The organism is Roseicella frigidaeris, assembly GCF_003258945.1.
Lineage (GTDB): Bacteria > Pseudomonadota > Alphaproteobacteria > Acetobacterales > Acetobacteraceae > Paracraurococcus > Paracraurococcus frigidaeris.
Map to the genome: position 1 here is coordinate 1 of NZ_QLIX01000004.1, position 16,488 is coordinate 16,488.

Genomic DNA, 16,488 nt, shown 5'->3' on the forward strand with positions numbered 1-16,488 from the left:
CGCCGGTCGGTGACGTCTGCCTCAACCCCGAGCGCGACCTCAGCGACCACAAAATCAGAGACGCCGCCTGATCGGCACCGGACAACTTCTTTGACAATCACCGGGTATGGCCATCCGGCTTGGCGCGCACCACCGCGGCCAGCGCCAGCTCGCCGCCCGCGCCGGGGCGGTTGGTGACGACGACGGTGCCGCCGATCCGCTTCTCGAGCGCCCGGGCATAGCTGCGGGCATCGAGATCGGTGCCGCCGCCGGCGACGAAGCCGACCTGGATCTCGATCGGCTTCTCCGGCCAGCGCGGCTGGCCGAGCGCCGGGGTGGCGAGCGGGGCGGCGAGCAGCCCGGCGCCGCCGCCCAGCAGGGCGCGGCGGGTCGCGGTGCCGCGGGCGGGATCGCTCACGCCGCCTTTCCCTCGTTCGAGTCGCGCCAGGCGATCAGCCGCCGCAGCCCCTCGCGCATATCCACCTCGGGCTTCCAGCCGATCGCCTGGAAGGCCGCCTCATGCGCGATGCGGAAGGCGCCGCCGCTGGTCAGCCGCACCTTGCCCGGCTCGTTGCCGACGAAGCGCGGCGCCGGGGCCGCCTCCCCCTTGGCGCCGGCCAGCTCGGTGACGAGCCGGACGAGCTCGAGCGTGGTGGTCGGGGCCGGGCCGGAGGCGTTGACCGCGACATCGGTCGCCGCGCTCTCGAAGGCCATGCGGTTGGCCCGGGCAAGGTCGCCGACATAGACGAAATGCTTGGTCTCCGAGCCGTCGCCGAAGACCTCCGGCGGCTCGCCGCGCCGCACCTTCTCCAGCGTCTCGATGATGTAGAGCGCATTGGCGGCGCGGTAGTGCTGCCGCTCGCCGTAAACGGTGGAGTAGCGCAGGACCACGTAGTCCTGGCCCCATTTGCGGAAGGCGTCGCGGCAGAGCTGCTCGCCGATGATCTTGCTGGCGCCGTAGAGGATGGCGGCAGGCGGCGCCCCCACCGAATGGAAGGGCGTGTCCTCGACCAGCTCGCCGGCCACGCCCGGCCCATAGCCATAGGTGGCGTTGGAGGAGGCGAAGACCACCTTCCCCACCTTGTTGACGCGGCAGGCCTCCAGCGCGTTCTGCACGCCGCGGATGTTGACGTCGAGCCCGCCCCAGGGGTCGCGGTCCATCGACAGGGTCATGTAGGCCGCGAGCTGCAGCACGCCGGCCATGCCCTCGGTCGCGCGCAGCAGGTCGGCGATGCGCATCACGTCGCCGCGGACCAGGCGCAGCCGCGGATGGTCCTTCAGATGCGCGATGGCGGCGTCCGAGCCGAAGGCGAAATTGTCGAACAGCACCACCTCGGCCGCGCCGTGGTCGAGCAGCTCGCCCGCCGTCGCGGAGCCGACGAGGCTGGCGCCGCCGACGATGCAGAAGCGGTTGCCGCGGATCGGCACGGCTGGGTTTCCTGGCATGGTTCACTCCCTCAGGCTGGCGCGCATCCAAGCGCGGGCGGCGATGCGGCGCCAGATGTCTGAGGCTGAAGACTTTCGATATGCCTAAGAGCGCCTAACAGAACCGTTTGATTTGGTTAAGTGTGATGAGGGAGGCGGCGAGGGTGGTGAAGGCGAGATGGATGTCGACGCGGCGTTCGTAGCGCACGATCAGGCGGCGGAAGCGGTTGAACCAGGCGTGGGTACGCTCGACCACCCAGCGGTGCCGGCCCAGGCGTTCGCTGCTCTCGATGCCCTTGCGGGCAATGCGGGGGATGATGCCGCGGAGGCGGCACTCCTGCGGGCGGATGTGGGCATCGTAGGCCTTGTCGGCATGCAGCTTGCCCGGCCGCTGCCGCGGACGGCCATGACGCCCGCGCAGGGGCGGGATGGTATCCAGGGTAGGCGACAGGAGCAAGCTATCGTGACGGTTGGCGCCGGTCAGCTTCAGGCCAAGCGGGGTGCCGCGGGCATCCGTGGACGAGATGCCTCTTCGTGCTTGGCTTGCCGCGGTCCATCGGGTTCGGGCCGGTCGCGGCGCCCCCTTTTTTGCCGGAACAGTGGCACTGTCCAGCGCGGCCCGCCGCCAGTCGATCTGCCCGGCGGCCTGCAACCGCTCCAGCAGCAGGCGGTGCAAGGCGGCCCACACGCCCGCCGCCTGCCAGTCGCGCAACCGCCGCCAGCAACTCATCCCGCAGCCGCAGCCCATCTCGGCGGGCAGCCTCTCCCAGCAGCCTCTCCCATGGGATACCGCTGACCAGCACGAACACGATCCCCGTCAATGCCGCCCGGTCCGGCAGCCGCGGCCGCCCACCCTTAGGCTTGGGCCGCTCGGGCGGCAACAGCGGCTCGATCGCCGACCAGAGATCATCAGACACCAGGGGCTTCGCCATGCCCCCAGAAACGCACCAAACTAGGTTTCGTTAGGCGCTCTTAGCTCGAGTTTGGCCATTTGCGTGGGCTGAAGCGGCGGAGCGAGTGACTGGCTAAGGTGGGGCGTCCCGGCCAAAGGACAGCCACCATGCCACGCCTGCCGGCCCGCTTCGCCGCGGTGATCCTATGCTTCGCGCCGCTGTTCTTCCGACGGAGTTGGCAGCATGCCGTGGTGGTGCTGATCGGGGCGATCCTGGCACCGGGCCGGCGCACGGTGACGAGCATTCTGCGGATCACCGGACGCAGCCGGGAGCGGCGGTTCGTCAACTACCATCGCATTCTCAGCCGGGCCGCCTGGAGCGGCCGGGCAGCGGCGCGAGTGCTGCTTGGCTTGCTGCTGGACGCCTTCGTGCCGGCGGGGCCGGTGCTGCTGGGCCTCGACGACACGATCGAGCGCCGGCGCGGCAAGCGCATCAGCGCCAAGGGGATCTATCGGGATCCGGTCCGCTCCAGCCACGGCCACTTCGTCAAGGCCAGCGGCCTGCGCTGGCTCAGCCTGATGCTGCTGGTGCCGGTCTCCTGGGCCGGGCGGGTTTGGGCGCTGCCGTTCCTGACCGCCCTCGCGCCCTCGGAGCGGTACTGCCGCGAGCGCGGGCTGCGGCACAAGAAGCTGACCGACTGGGGCCGGCAACTGGTCCTGCAGGCCCGCCGCTGGATGCCGGAGCGGCAGCTTGTTCTCGTAACCGACAGCGGCTTCTCCGCCCTGGAGTTCCTGGCTGCCCTGCTCCGGCAGGAGGTCACCTGCGTCACCCGCCTGCGCCTCGACGCGGCCCTCTACCAGCCGGCTCCGCCGCGGCGGCCCGGCACCCTCGGGCGGCCTCGGATCAAGGGCGAGCGCTTGCCGACCCTGGCCGAGGTGCTGGCCGACAGGACCACCCGCTGGCAGCGCCTGACCGTGCCGGGCTGGTACGGCGAGGGCGATCGCGTGGTGGAAATCTACTCGGATACCGCCGTCTGGCGTCACAGCGGCATGCCGGTCGTGCCGATCCGCTGGGTGCTGCTGCGCGATCCCTGCCGACGCTTCGACCCGCAGGCCCTGCTCTGCACCGATCCAGCGCAGGAGCCGCTGCAGATCATCCGCTGGTTCATCCAGCGCTGGCAGCTCGAGGTCACCTTCCGCGAGGTCCGCGACCACCTCGGTGTGGAGACCCAGCGGCAGTGGTCGGACAAGGCCATCGCCCGCACCACGCCATGCCTGCTCGGGTTGTTCTCGATCGTCACCCTGCTGGCATCGCGCCTCGACGACCGTGCCCGGATCGCGGTCTCGACCAGCGCCTGGTACCACAAGCAGCGGCCGACCTTTGCCGACAGCCTCGCCGCAGTACGACGCGCGATCTGGAGCGAGCAGGGTTTCGTCATGTCCCGGCAGTCCATCGAGACCACAAAACTCTCGCCAGCCCTCCGCGAGGGCATCGCATACGCGCTCTGCCACGCCGCCTGAATGGCCAAACTCAAGCTTAGTTTATCGCGCGCTCAGCAACCTCACCGGCGTCAAGGATTTGGGAGACAGTTCAGCACCCCACCAATGCCTGCCTTTGCTTCCTGCTCCGAAGCGCGGCGTAACTGTTCAATATCAGGCGTCGATGGCGCACCTGCCAGGAATTGCCGACCGTTGCTAAAATGCACACGAGCTTCATTGCAATTTTGATGCGAAATGGCTCCAGCCCAATTAAATTCCGCGATTGCTTTCAGGTATGGAAGTACGCCTGGAATATCGGGCAAAGCTGCATATTTTGCATCAAGATTGCCAGCTTGGCGGAATCTGCTGGCTCCACGATCTCGCATTTCAGGAGACGTTGCCCAGCGTAAGTCCATAAACCCCAACCCTCTCAATGCCGCTGACTCATCATTCACAGTACGCGCTGCCGCAAGTGCCAATTCATATAACAATTTTGCGTTTGTAATATCTCCCATATTTTGTGCACCCAGCGCCAGCGTCACAAACTCAGCAGTCGTAGCATATGTGCCAAGCCTAAGAGCAATTTCTGTAGCGTTCTTATATACTGTATTTATTTGTGCTGTAATTAGTGATACAATATTTCCTTCCATTTGCGAACCACGGTATTTTTCTATCATTTCAAAATACTTTATATTTAGATTAGATAAAAGTTGTGTCTGCGCAGAAAGTTGTGTTTGTTGGTCATGAATATCTTTGCGGTGCCCGACCAAGGCAGAAAATGAAGCTGTGGCTAGCGATAATAAAAAGGCAAGCACAGATATAATCAAAGAATGATTCTTCCACCAGATTTCTGGTTTGTTCCTTGACGATTCTTCATTCAAAATTTTCTGAGAATCTTCAGAAAAATCTGATTTATGATTTCCATCTTTTATTGTGTTTAGCTGATCAGAAATTTTGGACATTGCCTCCTCCTGGCGGAGCCTCAAAAATTCCGTCCTTAGCCTCAACATATATATCCATTAGTAGAAATATTTTTGATGACAATCAAAATCGTTCGACGGAAATCGCGGCAAGAAATTGCGCCTGCATCGCCTCGTCAGCGCCAAGAATCCGTGGGCTTTGCCTGCCAGGCCAGGGGTCACGAACGGTTAAGGATAATGGGGTGCCACGACCAGACAAATCTCGAATATAGGTCATAGCAGTCAATACAGTTGCATGTCCTAGTGCTCCGATAATAAGCGGATTACCAGCGACCAACTGCTGCGCAGCTTGGCTTACTGCGTCTAGCCTTCCAAAGAAAAATTGACTATCCCAAAGCACCTCTGATGTAGCAGAAAAATTTTCTCCGCCTTCATCCACCCAATCTCCGTCAATAGCACGGACAATCTGTGGGCCATTTGCGGATACATTTGCTGCGTAATCGAAAACTCGCGCAACGATCTTTTCCTGCCTTACATTGAAACCATGAAAGCGGAAAACTGACTCGATACAGGCAGCCCAGCACCAGAATGAGTGTTCCTGCTTGGCTTCCCGAGCACCACCAAGCGTAAGGCCTGCTTCACAAGCCTGTATGCCATTAGGTCCAAATGGGGTGCAGCGCAGCGCAGCGTCTGACGCAAACGGCCAGATTGCGCCGCCCATAATTGACGTCAGCAAGCATCTTCTGCCGATACGCATTGAGCTGTCCCTCTGCTCCCGATCCGTTAACGGATGTTAGCGGATCGTGGCGAGACGGCTTGAGGATGTCTGTGATCGTCATCACAGTTGAAATCATGGATCGCGTTTTCAAACTTGGCTTCGCGGCATATCCGCTACCTTGTGTCGCCGCGGCGGCGGGGGCGGCGGCGCCGGCTCGGTGGCGCCGGCGATGAAGAGCCCCAGGCGGTGCAGCGCCGCCCGCGCATCCGGGCGTTCGGGCAGCGTGCTCCAGGCGGCGACGAGGACCAGCGCCACGACCAGCGGCTCGAAGGGCGAGCCGGTGCGGCAGAGCGGCAGCGACCAGGTGCCGCGCAGCGGCCAGAGCAGGCGCAGCCCGGCCGGGGTCAGCAGGTCGCCGAGCAGATGGCTGAGATAGCCCGCGACCAGCGGTTCCGCCCAGCGCGCCGGCAGGGCGCCGGCCTGCAGCAGCCAGCCGCAGCCGCACAGCGCGAGCAGGGAATGGGTGACGCCGCGATGGCCGAACAGCCCCGCCACCAGGTCCGAGACCGGCCGCAGCCGCCGCCCGACCCAGCTCTTCGGATGGTCGATATCGGGCAGCAGCCCGCCGGCGACGGCCAGGGCGAGCGCCTCGGCATCGAGCGGCGGGCGGCCGAGATGTGGCGCGAGCGCCATCCAGGCGGCGGCACCGAGGGCGACATGCGAGCCCGCCAGCATGGCGGTTGGAACCTTCCCTGCCCCGGGGCGCCGTCTCGGGCGGCCGGCGGGGCGTCAGAGCCTGGCGCGAGCGGCATGCCGAAGCCACGCCACCTTGGCGGGATAACATGAGAACGCGTCTGAAGATTCCCCCGCAATAGGCGGATTGTCCATTCTTTTCCCGCCAGGCTCTTCCCGTCAGGCCGGCGGCGGCGTGGCGGCACCATCCGGGGCGATGCGCTCGAAGCCGAGGATCCTCGCCAGGAAGGCCGGCGGCGGCGGTACCGGCTTGTGCTCGCCGAGGGTGACGTTGACGTAGACCATCCGCGCCGCGACCAGGAGTTGCTGGCCGCGGAAGCAGCCCATGCGGAAGGTCAGGCTGGTGCGGCCGAGCCGGGCCACGCGCGCGGCCAGGGTCAGCGCGTCGTCCTGGCGGGCGGAGCCGCGGAAATCGAGCTCGGCATGGGCGAGCACGATGTCGCAGCCATGCTGGCCCAGCCCCTCGGGGGACTTGCAGCCGATGGCGCGCAGGTATTCCGACAGGGCGACGTCGAAATAGGTCAGGTAATGCGCGTTGAAGACGATGCGCTGCGGATCGAGCTCCGCCCAGCGCACACGCAGGGGATGGGTGAAGGCGAAATCCGCCAGGTGGTCGGGCCGGTCGTCCATGCGGCGAGCATAGGCCGGATCGGCCGGCGGCGGAGCCGCCTCAGCGGATGCCGATCGCCAGGGAATGCGACCCCGGCAGCGGCAGCAGGCGGGTCTCGGCGAAGCCCGCCTCGGCCATCCAGCGCCGGCAATCGGCGCCGGTATAGTCGAAGCCGCCCGGCGTCTCGATCAGCATGTTGAGGCTCATCAGTAGGCCGAAGGCATGCTCGCGCCGCGCATCGTCGATCATCGCGTCGTAGACCAGCAGCGCGCCGCCCGGCGGCAGCGCGGCATGCGCCTTGCGCAGCAGCGCCAGCTTCTGGTCCAGATCCCAGTCGTGCAGGACATGCCCCATCACCAGCACGTCGGCGGCGGGCAACGGGTCGGCGAAGAAATTGCCCGCGACGAAGCGGGCGCGGCCGGCCAGGCCCTGCCCGGCCGCGAAGGCCTCGAAGACCGGCCGCACCGCCGGCAGGTCGAAGCCGATGCCGGTGAGGTGCGGATGCGCCCGCAGGAGCTCGGCAAGGCAGCCGCCCTGGGCGCAGCCGATATCGGCGACGCAGCGCCGGTCCGCGAAGGGAAACGCATCGGCGATGGCGCGCGCGACCGGGCGGCTGACGCCGGTCATGCCGGCAAGGAAGGCCTGCAGGGCCGCCGGATCGGCATAGATGGCGGAGAAGGGGTCGGGCCGGCCATCCGCCGCCTCGTTCTGCGGCCGGCCGGTGCGCAGCGCCGTCGTCAGCCGGTCCCAGAAGGGATAGAGGCGGAGATTGGCCATCTCCAGCAGGCCGCCGACATAGCCGGGCCGGCCGCGGACCAGGAAGGCGTTGGTCGCCGGCGTGTTGCCGTAGCGCCCCGCCGCATCCCGCCGCAGCATGCCGAGCGCGACCAGCGCATCGAGGAAGTCGTACAGCCCGCGCGGATGCAGGCCGAGCTGCGTCCCGAGCACCAGGGCGGGCAGCGGCCCGGTTTCGGCGAGATGCGTGTGCAGGCCAAGCTCCACCGCGCTCAGCAGCACCTTCGAGCCCCAGAAGCCGAGCCCGAGTTGCAGAATCGCATCCGGCGATGGCGCCGGGTCCTCGGCCGCATCCATGGTCATGCCCTGCCCCCTGGCAACGGACCGGCCCTTCACGGCGAAGGGTGCCCTGCCTGCCGCGGCGATGCACCCATCCCCGGCACCGGCCCCGGGTCCATCGCGGCGGATCAAGGCTTTACCGCAAGCGGCAGCGGCGCGGCCGTGCGCCAGCGCACATCGGCCCCGCAGGCCGGCGCCGCCTGTCAGAGCCCGGTGAGCGTCGCGAGCGCGGCGAGGAAGCGCGCCGCCGCCAGCTCCGGCGGCCAGGGCCGCCAGGGCGCGAAGCCCGCCTCGCCGCCATAGGCCGCCTGCAACGGGTCGGCCTCCATCACCGCGGCGCGGATGCCGAGCGTCCCGCGCACCTCGGCCCGCGTCCAGCCGGCGACATGCACCGCCTCCGCCGCGGCGAGGGCGATGTCGCAGGATTTGTGGCGACGCTTCGCCTCCGGCGTCCAGGCGGGCAGGGCGTAGCGCAGCGCGACGGCAGTGCCGAGCCGCGCCTGCAGGGCGGCGAAGCCGGCGCCGAGGAAGGGCTTGAGCGGCGAGATGCAGTCGAAGCCGAGCAGCCCCTCCTCGGCATCGTGCAGCAGCTCGCGCCGCGCCTCGGCCTGCGTCAGCCCGCCGCGCTCCCGGCTCCGGCGCAGCGCCAGCACCGCCAGCGAATGCTGCGCGACGGAGAGCGGCGCGCCGGGCCAGATGGAATGCCCGCCCCAGCGGAAGGTGCGGGCGAGGCCGATCGCCAGGTCCTCGTCGGTCCAGTCGAAGGGCGTCGGCGCCAGCAGGTCGAGCCGCCGGCCGGAGGGCAGCCGCACCCAGGCGCGCGCCTCGCCGGCCGCGGCCCGCCCCGCCTCCCCGGCCGCCAGCCGGCTCTCCCGTTCCTCAGAAGCGCGGCGTGGCGAGGTCGATCTCCTGCGTCACCGAGAGGTCCTCGCTGAACCAGGCGGCGATGCCGGCGCGGCGCTCGCCGAGATAGTCCGGCCGGCCGGCGGCATCGAGCCGCATGGTGAGGTCGTGCCCCGGGATCAGCAGCGTCCCCGGCACCTGCCGCCAGAGGCCCCAGATGCGCTCCAGGCTGGCGCGGCTGGCGCCGGCATCCATGGTCATGTCGGTCGCCATGGAGAGCAGCTCGGCCCGGTTCTTCGCTGCATCGCCGCTGAAGACCACCGGCACCTCGCCCCCGGTCAGGCGGTAGACCAGGCAGCCCGGCGTATGGCCGGGGCAGAGATGCGCCGCGAGGCCGGGCAGGAAGCCTTCGCCATCCTCCAGCAGGTGCAGCCGCGGATGCTGCGCCAGGTCGCGCACATAGAGCTCGGGCAGCGGGTTGAAGCCGGCCGGCACCTGGCGCGCCCAGTCCATCTCCACCCGGCCGATCCAGATCGCGGCATTGGGGAAGAGCGTGTAGTTCACCGCGTGGTCCCAATGCGCATGCGTCAGCACCACATCGGTCACGCTCTCCGGCGCGCAGCCGGCCGCCTGCAACTGCCGGCCGAATTCCGGCCGCACCGCGAAGGCGCCGACATCGATCAGGATGCTGCGGCCCTCGCCGCGCAGCAGGGCGATGGTGCTCCAGCCGAGGCCGCCATGGCAGAGCGACTTGCCGGGATAGCCCTGGATCAGCACGTCGAGCCGGTACATCGCATTCGTCCTTCCCCGGGGCCGCCCGCAGCGCCGCCAGCCTTGCGGCGCGGCCGCGGCGCGTCAACCGTGCGGCAAGGGCTTTGCTGCATCGCAGCGGGGTCGTAAGGGTGGCCATCATGGACTCGTCCCGCGCGGAATCGTCCCGCGCCTTGGCCGGCCTCGGGCTGATGCTCGCCGCCACCACCGCCTTCGCCGGCATGGGCGTCTGCTTCCGCCTCGCCATCCAGGATGGGCTGCCGCTGCCCCTGCTGCCCTTCGCGCGCGGCGCCTTCACCCTGCTGATCCTGGCGCCCTGGCTGCTGCGCCAGGGCCCCTCGGCGCTCGCCACGCGGCGCCCTTGGGGGCATGCGCTGCGCTGCGCCGCCGGCATCGCCAGCTTCATGCTCTACCTCGTGGCCATCGCCTGGATGCGCCTGGCCGACGCGGTGGCGATCATGCAGGCCAAGCCGCTCTGGGCGCTGCCGCTCGCCGTGCTGCTGCTCGGCGAGCAGTTGCGGCGGGAGCGGGTGCTGGCGGCGCTGCTCGGCTTCCTCGGCGTGCTGGTCATCGCCCGGCCGGACGGGGCGATGAGCGAGACCGCCCTGCTCGGCGTCCTCGCCGCGGTCGCCAGCGGCATCACCGGGGCGCTGGTGATGATCGCCATGAAGCGCATGGCGGCGACCGAGCCGCCGCCGCGCGTCGTCGCCTGGTACGGCATCAGCTCGGTGCTGGTCTGGGGGCCGGTCTCGGCGCTGGTCTGGGATTCCCCCTCGCCCATCGCCCTGCTCGGCCTGTTCGGCGGCTCGGCGCTGGCGGTGGCGGGCGACCTGCTGCTGCAGGCGGCCTCGCGCCGGGCGGAGATCGGGCTGCTGGCGCCGGTCGACTATGCCGGCATCCCGATCACCGCGCTCTTCGCGCTGCTGCTGTTCCACGAGCAGCCGGGCTGGAGCCTCGCCCTCGGCACGGCGCTGATGCTGGCCGCGACGCTCTGGCTGGCCCAAGGGGCGCGACGCGGGGCGCGACGGGGCGCGCGCCCGCGGGGATGACGGCCGTCAGTCGATCCGCAGCCCCATCCTCTGGATGATCGCGCTCTCCTCGGCATAGAGCTTGCGCGCGAAGCCGGCATACTCCTCCGGCCCCATGTAGCGCACCGGCATGTCGAAGCGCTCGAGCGTCTCGACATGCTTCGGGTCGAGCAGCGCCGCGCGGAAGGCATCGTGCAGCACCCGGACGGTGCCGGGGTCGATGCCCTTCGGCCCGACGATGCCATAGGGGCTGTCGGCGACGATATCGATGCCCACCTCGCGCAGCGTCGGCACCTCGGGGAAGCGCTTCGCCCGCTCGGCGGTCCAGACCACCAGCAGGCGCAGCCGTCCCTCCTGCACCAGCTGCGCCCAGCCGGTGCTGTCGGCATTCGCCACCACCTGGCCGCCGAGCACCGCCTGGGTGTTGTCGGCGCCGCCCTTGAAGGGCACGTGCAGCCACTCGATCCCCTCGGCCTGGGCGATGCGCTCCATGGTGATGTGCAGCGTGCTGCCGACGCCGGGCGTGCCATAGGTGACCTGGCCGGGATTGGCCTTGGCATGGGCGAGGAATTCCTGCCAGGTCCGCCAGGGCTGGTCGGCCCGCACCACCACGCCGAAGACATAGCCGGTGAGGTGGATGATGTAGGTGAAGTCGGCGATCGGGTCGAAGCTCGGCCGGCGCGTCATCACCGGCAGACGGAAGGCGCTGATCGGCATCTGCCCGACCAGCGTGCCGTCGGCGCTCCGCTCCTGCGCCATCATCTGGGCGCCGAGGGTGCCGGTCGCGCCCGGCCGGTTCTCCACCACCACCGGCTGGCCGAACCGCTTCGCGGCGATCTCCGACAGCACCCGGAATTGCGTGTCGGCGGAGCCGCCGGGCAGCCAGGGCACGACGAGGCGGATCGGGCGGTCGGGGAAGGCGGCGAGGGCGGGGCTCGCCAGCGCGGCCGCGCCGAGGGCGAGCAGGCCGCGCCGGCGGTGAAGCAGGGTCATTCTCGGGACTCCTCCGGGCTTTGTCCCGAGACTGCGCATGCCGCGGCGCCGGCGCAACCCATCAAGCCCCCGAAATGATGCCGCCCGCCGCTGCCCGTTGCCCGGCCGAGGCTTTGCCTCGGCCGGCTGCGACGCGCCGCCGACCCCGCAGCGACTCCGGCCCCCCGCGGCGTCGCGCAGCGACGTCGTGGGGCTTGCTACAGCGCCCGGAAGAAGTACTCGCCGAGCGTCTTGAAGCCGATGCGGAACAGCACGACGGTGTTCGCCGGATAGAGCGTCGCCGTGGTCGGGTCCTGGGCGAAGCGCTTGATGAAGCGCCCCTCCAGGATGAAGCACTCGTCCTCGTAGCCGGCGAAGCCCTGCATCAGCACCCAGCGGCCGATGCCGAGATCGTATTTCGCCGCGAAGCCGGCGCGCCAGTACTGGTTGATCTTGCCGGCGATGCCGGCCGAGACCTCGTCGCGCGAGCGCGAGGCGGTACGCCCGACCGTGTCCGAGGTCAGGTAGGGCAGCGGCACGGAATAGAGGTAGCCGGCCGAGAAGGTGACGCCCTTGACGGTCAGGTTCGCCGTGGTGTCGGCCAGCTGCCGGTTCAGCGGCTGGTCGCCCTTGGTGCGGACGCGGCCGATGGTCTCGAACCAGGAGACGGGCGCCACCCGCAGCCGCGCCACCCAGGCCGAGGCGCGCTCGTCGAGGCCGGAGCCGGCATAGGGGTTCTCGTTGCGGAAATCATTGTCGAAGCGGTAGGAGCGGCCGACCAGCCCTTCCACCTGCCCGCCATTCGGGAAATCCCAGGCGCTGCGCATGGCGGCATCCACCCGGCTGCCGCCCTCCTGCCGGTCGCGGCCGTTGAAGCGGTTGAGGGCGAAGAGGTTGGCGTCGGTGAACTCGAAATCGACGCTGTCCTCGTTCGGGATGCTGCGCTGCGGCCCCATGCGCGGGCCGGTGACGAGTTGCACCCGCGGCTCGATGGTCTGGGTGCCGTATGCGCCGGCCGAGCGGACGAAGGGCATGCGCCAATCGACGGCGGCGCGGATGTTGCCGACGCCGCGCGTGCCGTTGGCGTCCGGCAGGTTGGTCGGCGGCTCCTGCTGGCCCTGGGCGCGGTAGCCGATGCCGTCCGCCAGCAGCTTGAAGGTCCAGACGCCGCCGAGCCCGTCGATCTCCGGCCGCTCCCAGCGGGCGCGGGTGGCGATGCGCTGCGACTGGCTGCCGATGTCGCGGTAGATGCCGAGCAGCCCGGCATCGAGGGTGAGGAAGCCGCCGAGCACCTTCTCCCGCGGTGCCCGCTCGGCATAGATGTTCGGCAGCACATAGGGCACCTGGCGGGTGTCGTCCGAGGTGCGCAGGCCCTGATAGGCGCGGGCATCGAGGCGGACATAGCCCTGGGTGTCCCAGAAGCCCTCGGTATAGACCTGGCTGGTCAGCACCCGCCGGTATTCGTAGCGGAAGGTGCGGAGATAGATCTCGCTGCTGGCGCGGTTCAGGTCGAAGCCGGCGCGCCAGTTCTCGTCGACGGTGAAGCGGCCCTTGAGGAAGATGTGGCCGGCCAGCTCCTCCTTGCCGCCGGTATCCTTGCCGTTGAGGCCGCCGATCGAGGCGCTGCCCAGGATCTCGCCGCTGTTGAACAGCTTGCGGTACTCGAGCCCGAGATTGGGATACTGCCGCGAGGAGACGATGGGCGTGATGGTGAGGTCGGAGGTGTCGTCGATCGCCCAGAAATAGGGCGTCTCGAAGAAGGCGCCGAGGAAGCGGGTATAGCCCACGGTCGGGAAGAGGAAGCCCGAGGCGCGCGGCGTCGAGGGATCGGGGTGCGAGAGATAGGGCGTGTAGAGCACCGGCACGCCGAAGAAGCGCACCGTGGCGTCGCGGTAGGAGATGCGCAGCGCCTCCTTGTCCTGCGTCGCGCGGCGGGCCTGCACCTGCCAGAGCGGCGGCGCGGTCGGGTCGTCCTTGCAGAGGTCGCAGGAGGAATAGACCACGCGGCCGAGCTCATTGATCGTGCCGCCGGTGCGGCGGGCGCCGTTCGCCGCCATCTTGCCGTTGGCCGCGAGCAACGCCCGCACCCCCTCCAGCACGCCGTCGCGGAAGCGGTCCTTCAGCTCGGCGGAGTCGGCGAAGAGCACCGTGCCGTCCGGCTCGAGCAGCTGCACGTTGCCGCGGGCGGTGGCGACGCCGGTGTTGCGGTCATAGGTGAACTCGTCGGCCCGCATCAGCCGCTCGCCCTGCCAGGCCTCGACCTTGCCGCGGGCGGTGACCAGGCCCTTCTCGCGGTCGTACTCCACCTCGTCGGCGGTGAAGGTGACGGGGGCGTTGGTGTCCTGGCGCGAGCCGCCGCCGAGGCCGGCGAAGGGCTCGATCCGCTGCGTCCCCGGCTGGCCGACGGAGGGCGCCGGCGTCGGGTCGCGCGGGGTCACGCTCGGCTGGTCGAACTGCGCCAGCGCCGGCAGCGGCAGGCTGGGGAGGGTCAGGCCGAGCAGCAGCGGGGCGAGGGCGCGGGCGGCGCCGGCGCGCCGCCGGGGAGCGGCAGGGCTCATCCATCCTCCAGGTGCAGCAGCAGGGCGAGAGCGAGCAGCAGCCCGGCGATGGTCGGCGCCCAGGCGGCGAGCTCGACCGGCAGGGTGCCGGCCTCGCCGAACTCGCTGGTGATCTTGTCGAGCACGAAGAGCGCGAAGCCGGCCGCGACGCCGGCGCCGATCATCTGCGCCACCCCGCCGCGGCGCGAGGGGCGCATGGAGAAGCCGGCGGCGAGCAGCGCCATGGCGGCGGCGAGCACGGGCAGGGCGAGCAGGCTCTGGAAATGCAGCTGGTGCCGCACCGCGGAGAAACCCGCCGCCTCCAGCACCGCGATGAAGCCGGGCAGCGCCCAGAAGGAGAGCGTGTCGGGCGAGGCGAAGCTGTTCTCGATCCGGTCGGGCGTCAGCTCGGTGGGGAAGGAGAGCGTCTCGCGCCGGCCGGCGCTGCGGTCGGCGTTGAAGGTCACGCTGTCCTCCAGCACCCAGCGGCCGGGCAGCAGCCGGGCGCGCGGCGCCTCGATCCGCGCCAGCGGCCGGTCGCCGGCGGAAAGCCGCCAGAGGCTGACATCGGTGAGGGTGAACTCGCCCGGCCTTTCGCTCGGCCGATTGGCGGCGGCGGGGCGGCCGGAGAGGATCGCGACCCCCTGCGGCTCCAGCCCGCGATCCGCCTGGCGCAGCCAGAGCCGGCCGCCGGCGATCGCCGTCAGCCCGGCGCTCGCCCGCAGATAGGCGTAGTCCAGCCGCTCGGCGCGGGCGAGCATCACCGAGGAGAGCGGCGAGACGGCGGTGGTGGCGATGACGCCGAAGAGCAGGGCGACGGCGAGCGGCCCGGAGAGGAAGCCCCAGGCCGAGATGCCGGCGGCGCGCGCCACCACCAGCTCGGAGGAGCGGGTCAGCCGCCAGAAGGCGAGGATGCCGCCGAGCAGGATGGCGAAGGGCAGGATCTGCAGCGCGACGAAGGGCAGGCGCAGCCCGGCGATGGTCGCCACCAGGGCGAAGCCGGCATCCGGCCGCGCCGCGGCCCGGCGCAGCAGCTCGATGAAGTCGAAGAGCGAGACCAGCAGGGTCAGCCCGGCCAGCATCGCGAAGGTCGCGCCGAGGAAGCGGCGCGCGACATAGAGGGTGAGGGTGGTGGCGATGGTCATGCCGGGCCCGCCGCCGGCCGGCGCGGCCGGCGCAGATGCGGCAGGCCGGGCATCCCGCCGATCACCCAGGCCGAGACCAGCCCGGGCACCAGGGCATTCACCCAGATCAGCGGGATCATGACGTTCTGCCGTGCCGCGAGGTTGCCGGTCATCAGGCCGATCGCCAGCAGCCCCACCACCACCATGATGCCGGTGAACAGCCGCAGGCCGCCGCCATGCCGGCGGAACTGCCCGGTCAGCGCGGTGGCGAGCGCGACCAGGCCGAAGCCGATGGCGTTCAGCGGCGAGGCCAGGCGCTGATGCGCCTCGGCCCGGAAGCGCCGCAGGTCGCGGTCGGGCACGTGGTCGGCCGGGTCGGGGTGCAGCAACTCGTCGATCGTCCGCTCCTGGGCGTTGCGGTAGCGGTCCGCCTCCGCCGTGGCGCCCCGGCTGGTGCGGGCGAGGTCGACGCTGTTCTCGCTGAAGGAGAGGACCGAGAGGCGGGTGGTGGCCGGCGTCCCGGGCGGCGCGCCGGCCGGGGGCGGCACCCGCTCGACCTGCTGCCGCTCGCCGTTCTCGAGCGTCACGCGCGGGCCGTTCGGGCCCGGGGTGATGCGGCCGGCCTCGGCCAGGATGGTGACCGGCGCCCCCCGCTCCCGCGCGTCGTGGATCAGGATGCCGCGCAGCGTGCCGTCGGGGTCGCGGTAGCGGGCATAGACGGTGAGGTCGTCGCCGACCGAGGAGAACACCCCCTCCTGCACCAGGATGGCGGCGAGCTGGTTGCGGATCTCGTATTGCCAGGCCCGGAAGGCGGCCTGGCTGGAGGGCACCAGCCAGAGATTGAGCCCGTAGCAGAGCAGCGCGGCGAGCCCGGCGAGCGCCAGCGCCGGCCGGGCAAGCCGCCATTGCGACAGGCCGGCAGCCCGCATCACCACCAGCTCGCGGTCCGCGGCCAGGCGGACATAGACGAAGAGCGTCACCACGAAGGTGGTGATCGGCAGGATGACGGCGAAGAAGCTCGGCAGCAGCAGGCCGGTCAGCTCGATGAACACCATGAAGGAGAGGCCGCGGTCGAGCACCAGCTCGATGAAGCGGAGCGACTGCGTCAGCCAGACCAGCGCCGCCAGGCCGATGGTGACGGCGAGCAGGGCGACGGAGAGCTGACGGAAGATGTAACGATCGAGCCGGGTCATGGGGTTGGCGGCACCCTAGCGGCGGCGGGGGGCGGCGGAAAGCGCCGGAGGGCCGCAGCGTCGCCGGGACGCCGGGGGTGTGGCCGCGCTGCGCCGCGCGCCCGGCCGCCGCGGCCCGCACGGCGGCGTGAGGCGGCATCGGAGACCAAGGCGGCGGCGGCGACGCATCG

General features: G+C 69.7%; 16 protein-coding genes and 1 pseudogene. 2 read left to right on the top strand and 15 right to left on the bottom strand.

Annotation, left to right across the window (positions count from 1 at the left end):
* Nucleotides 1–97: 97 nt before the first annotated feature.
* The 4 genes and pseudogenes from DOO78_RS07280 to DOO78_RS28075 all read right to left on the bottom strand — a co-directional run.
* Nucleotides 98–397, bottom strand: coding sequence for a tripartite tricarboxylate transporter substrate-binding protein (locus DOO78_RS07280; RefSeq protein ID WP_207802820.1), 300 nt, complete (start codon nucleotides 395–397; stop codon nucleotides 98–100).
* Nucleotides 394–1,407 (bottom strand): NAD-dependent epimerase/dehydratase family protein, encoded by a 1,014-nt coding sequence (locus tag DOO78_RS07285; RefSeq protein ID WP_207802821.1) that lies wholly within the window; start codon nucleotides 1,405–1,407, stop codon nucleotides 394–396. The genes DOO78_RS07280 and DOO78_RS07285 overlap by 4 nt, the downstream gene beginning before the upstream one ends.
* Nucleotides 1,408–1,519: 112 nt before the next feature.
* Complete coding sequence (locus tag DOO78_RS07290; RefSeq protein ID WP_243634442.1) at nucleotides 1,520–2,116, bottom strand: IS5 family transposase; 597 nt, start codon at nucleotides 2,114–2,116, stop codon at nucleotides 1,520–1,522.
* Nucleotides 2,117–2,234: 118 nt separating this feature from the next.
* Nucleotides 2,235–2,336 (bottom strand): annotated as a pseudogene (locus DOO78_RS28075) (IS5/IS1182 family transposase); the annotation flags it as partial.
* Between the two features lie 128 nt (nucleotides 2,337–2,464).
* Between DOO78_RS28075 and DOO78_RS07295 the strand changes: the two are divergent.
* Nucleotides 2,465–3,817, top strand: a complete 1,353-nt coding sequence (locus DOO78_RS07295; protein WP_111469095.1) for an IS701 family transposase — start codon at nucleotides 2,465–2,467, stop codon at nucleotides 3,815–3,817.
* A 50-nt stretch (nucleotides 3,818–3,867) separates the two neighbouring features.
* On the opposite strand, the gene DOO78_RS27055 is transcribed toward DOO78_RS07295, so the two are convergent.
* The 7 genes from DOO78_RS27055 to DOO78_RS07325 form a co-directional block, all read right to left on the bottom strand.
* Nucleotides 3,868–4,737, bottom strand: coding sequence for a hypothetical protein (locus DOO78_RS27055; RefSeq protein WP_128080019.1), 870 nt, complete (start codon nucleotides 4,735–4,737; stop codon nucleotides 3,868–3,870).
* 82 nt (nucleotides 4,738–4,819) lie between these two features.
* Nucleotides 4,820–5,416 carry a papain-like cysteine protease family protein gene (locus DOO78_RS07300; protein ID WP_165838774.1) on the bottom strand — a complete coding sequence of 199 codons (597 nt, stop codon included), beginning with the start codon at nucleotides 5,414–5,416 and terminating at the stop codon, nucleotides 4,820–4,822.
* Between the two features lie 144 nt (nucleotides 5,417–5,560).
* Nucleotides 5,561–6,148: a metal-dependent hydrolase gene (locus DOO78_RS07305; protein ID WP_111469097.1), complete on the bottom strand. Its 588-nt coding sequence runs from the start codon at nucleotides 6,146–6,148 to the stop codon at nucleotides 5,561–5,563.
* A 177-nt stretch (nucleotides 6,149–6,325) separates the two neighbouring features.
* On the bottom strand, nucleotides 6,326–6,796 hold the full coding sequence (locus tag DOO78_RS07310) for an acyl-CoA thioesterase (RefSeq protein WP_111469098.1): 471 nt from the start codon (nucleotides 6,794–6,796) through the stop codon (nucleotides 6,326–6,328).
* Between the two features lie 40 nt (nucleotides 6,797–6,836).
* Nucleotides 6,837–7,874: a methyltransferase gene (locus DOO78_RS07315; protein WP_207802822.1), complete on the bottom strand. Its 1,038-nt coding sequence runs from the start codon at nucleotides 7,872–7,874 to the stop codon at nucleotides 6,837–6,839.
* 179 nt (nucleotides 7,875–8,053) lie between these two features.
* Nucleotides 8,054–8,662 carry an HD family hydrolase gene (locus tag DOO78_RS07320; protein ID WP_207802823.1) on the bottom strand — a complete coding sequence of 203 codons (609 nt, stop codon included), beginning with the start codon at nucleotides 8,660–8,662 and terminating at the stop codon, nucleotides 8,054–8,056.
* Nucleotides 8,663–8,729: 67 nt separating this feature from the next.
* On the bottom strand, nucleotides 8,730–9,485 hold the full coding sequence (locus tag DOO78_RS07325) for an MBL fold metallo-hydrolase (protein ID WP_111469099.1): 756 nt from the start codon (nucleotides 9,483–9,485) through the stop codon (nucleotides 8,730–8,732).
* A gap of 152 nt (nucleotides 9,486–9,637) precedes the next feature.
* Here DOO78_RS07325 and DOO78_RS07330 point away from each other — a divergent pair, with 152 nt between their 5' ends.
* Nucleotides 9,638–10,513 carry a DMT family transporter gene (locus DOO78_RS07330; protein WP_243634443.1) on the top strand — a complete coding sequence of 292 codons (876 nt, stop codon included), beginning with the start codon at nucleotides 9,638–9,640 and terminating at the stop codon, nucleotides 10,511–10,513.
* Nucleotides 10,514–10,519: 6 nt separating this feature from the next.
* Here DOO78_RS07330 and DOO78_RS07335 read toward each other — a convergent pair whose 3' ends face one another.
* From DOO78_RS07335 to lptF, 4 genes are all read right to left on the bottom strand, one after another.
* Nucleotides 10,520–11,485, bottom strand: a complete 966-nt coding sequence (locus DOO78_RS07335; protein ID WP_111469100.1) for a tripartite tricarboxylate transporter substrate binding protein — start codon at nucleotides 11,483–11,485, stop codon at nucleotides 10,520–10,522.
* A 197-nt stretch (nucleotides 11,486–11,682) separates the two neighbouring features.
* Complete coding sequence (locus DOO78_RS07340; protein ID WP_111469101.1) at nucleotides 11,683–14,022, bottom strand: LPS-assembly protein LptD; 2,340 nt, start codon at nucleotides 14,020–14,022, stop codon at nucleotides 11,683–11,685.
* Nucleotides 14,019–15,146, bottom strand: coding sequence for an LPS export ABC transporter permease LptG (lptG, locus tag DOO78_RS07345; protein ID WP_111469102.1), 1,128 nt, complete (start codon nucleotides 15,144–15,146; stop codon nucleotides 14,019–14,021). The genes DOO78_RS07340 and lptG overlap by 4 nt, the downstream gene beginning before the upstream one ends.
* Complete coding sequence (lptF, locus tag DOO78_RS07350; RefSeq protein WP_111469103.1) at nucleotides 15,143–16,318, bottom strand: LPS export ABC transporter permease LptF; 1,176 nt, start codon at nucleotides 16,316–16,318, stop codon at nucleotides 15,143–15,145. The genes lptG and lptF overlap by 4 nt, the downstream gene beginning before the upstream one ends.
* Between the last annotated feature and the right edge of the window lie 170 nt (nucleotides 16,319–16,488).

Excerpts from the sequence above, each read along its gene's own strand:
- DOO78_RS07295 (WP_111469095.1), top strand. The coding sequence starts at position 2,465 with ATGCCACGCCTGCCGGCCCGCTTCGCCGCGGTGATCCTATGCTTCGCG.
- DOO78_RS27055 (WP_128080019.1), bottom strand. The coding sequence starts at position 4,737 with ATGTCCAAAATTTCTGATCAGCTAAACACAATAAAAGATGGAAATCAT.
- DOO78_RS07300 (WP_165838774.1), bottom strand. The coding sequence starts at position 5,416 with ATGGGCGGCGCAATCTGGCCGTTTGCGTCAGACGCTGCGCTGCGCTGC.
- DOO78_RS07305 (WP_111469097.1), bottom strand. The coding sequence starts at position 6,148 with ATGCTGGCGGGCTCGCATGTCGCCCTCGGTGCCGCCGCCTGGATGGCG.
- DOO78_RS07310 (WP_111469098.1), bottom strand. The coding sequence starts at position 6,796 with ATGGACGACCGGCCCGACCACCTGGCGGATTTCGCCTTCACCCATCCC.
- DOO78_RS07315 (WP_207802822.1), bottom strand. The coding sequence starts at position 7,874 with ATGACCATGGATGCGGCCGAGGACCCGGCGCCATCGCCGGATGCGATT.
- DOO78_RS07325 (WP_111469099.1), bottom strand. The coding sequence starts at position 9,485 with ATGTACCGGCTCGACGTGCTGATCCAGGGCTATCCCGGCAAGTCGCTC.
- DOO78_RS07335 (WP_111469100.1), bottom strand. The coding sequence starts at position 11,485 with ATGACCCTGCTTCACCGCCGGCGCGGCCTGCTCGCCCTCGGCGCGGCC.
- DOO78_RS07340 (WP_111469101.1), bottom strand. The coding sequence starts at position 14,022 with ATGAGCCCTGCCGCTCCCCGGCGGCGCGCCGGCGCCGCCCGCGCCCTC.
- lptG (WP_111469102.1), bottom strand. The coding sequence starts at position 15,146 with ATGACCATCGCCACCACCCTCACCCTCTATGTCGCGCGCCGCTTCCTC.
- lptF (WP_111469103.1), bottom strand. The coding sequence starts at position 16,318 with ATGACCCGGCTCGATCGTTACATCTTCCGTCAGCTCTCCGTCGCCCTG.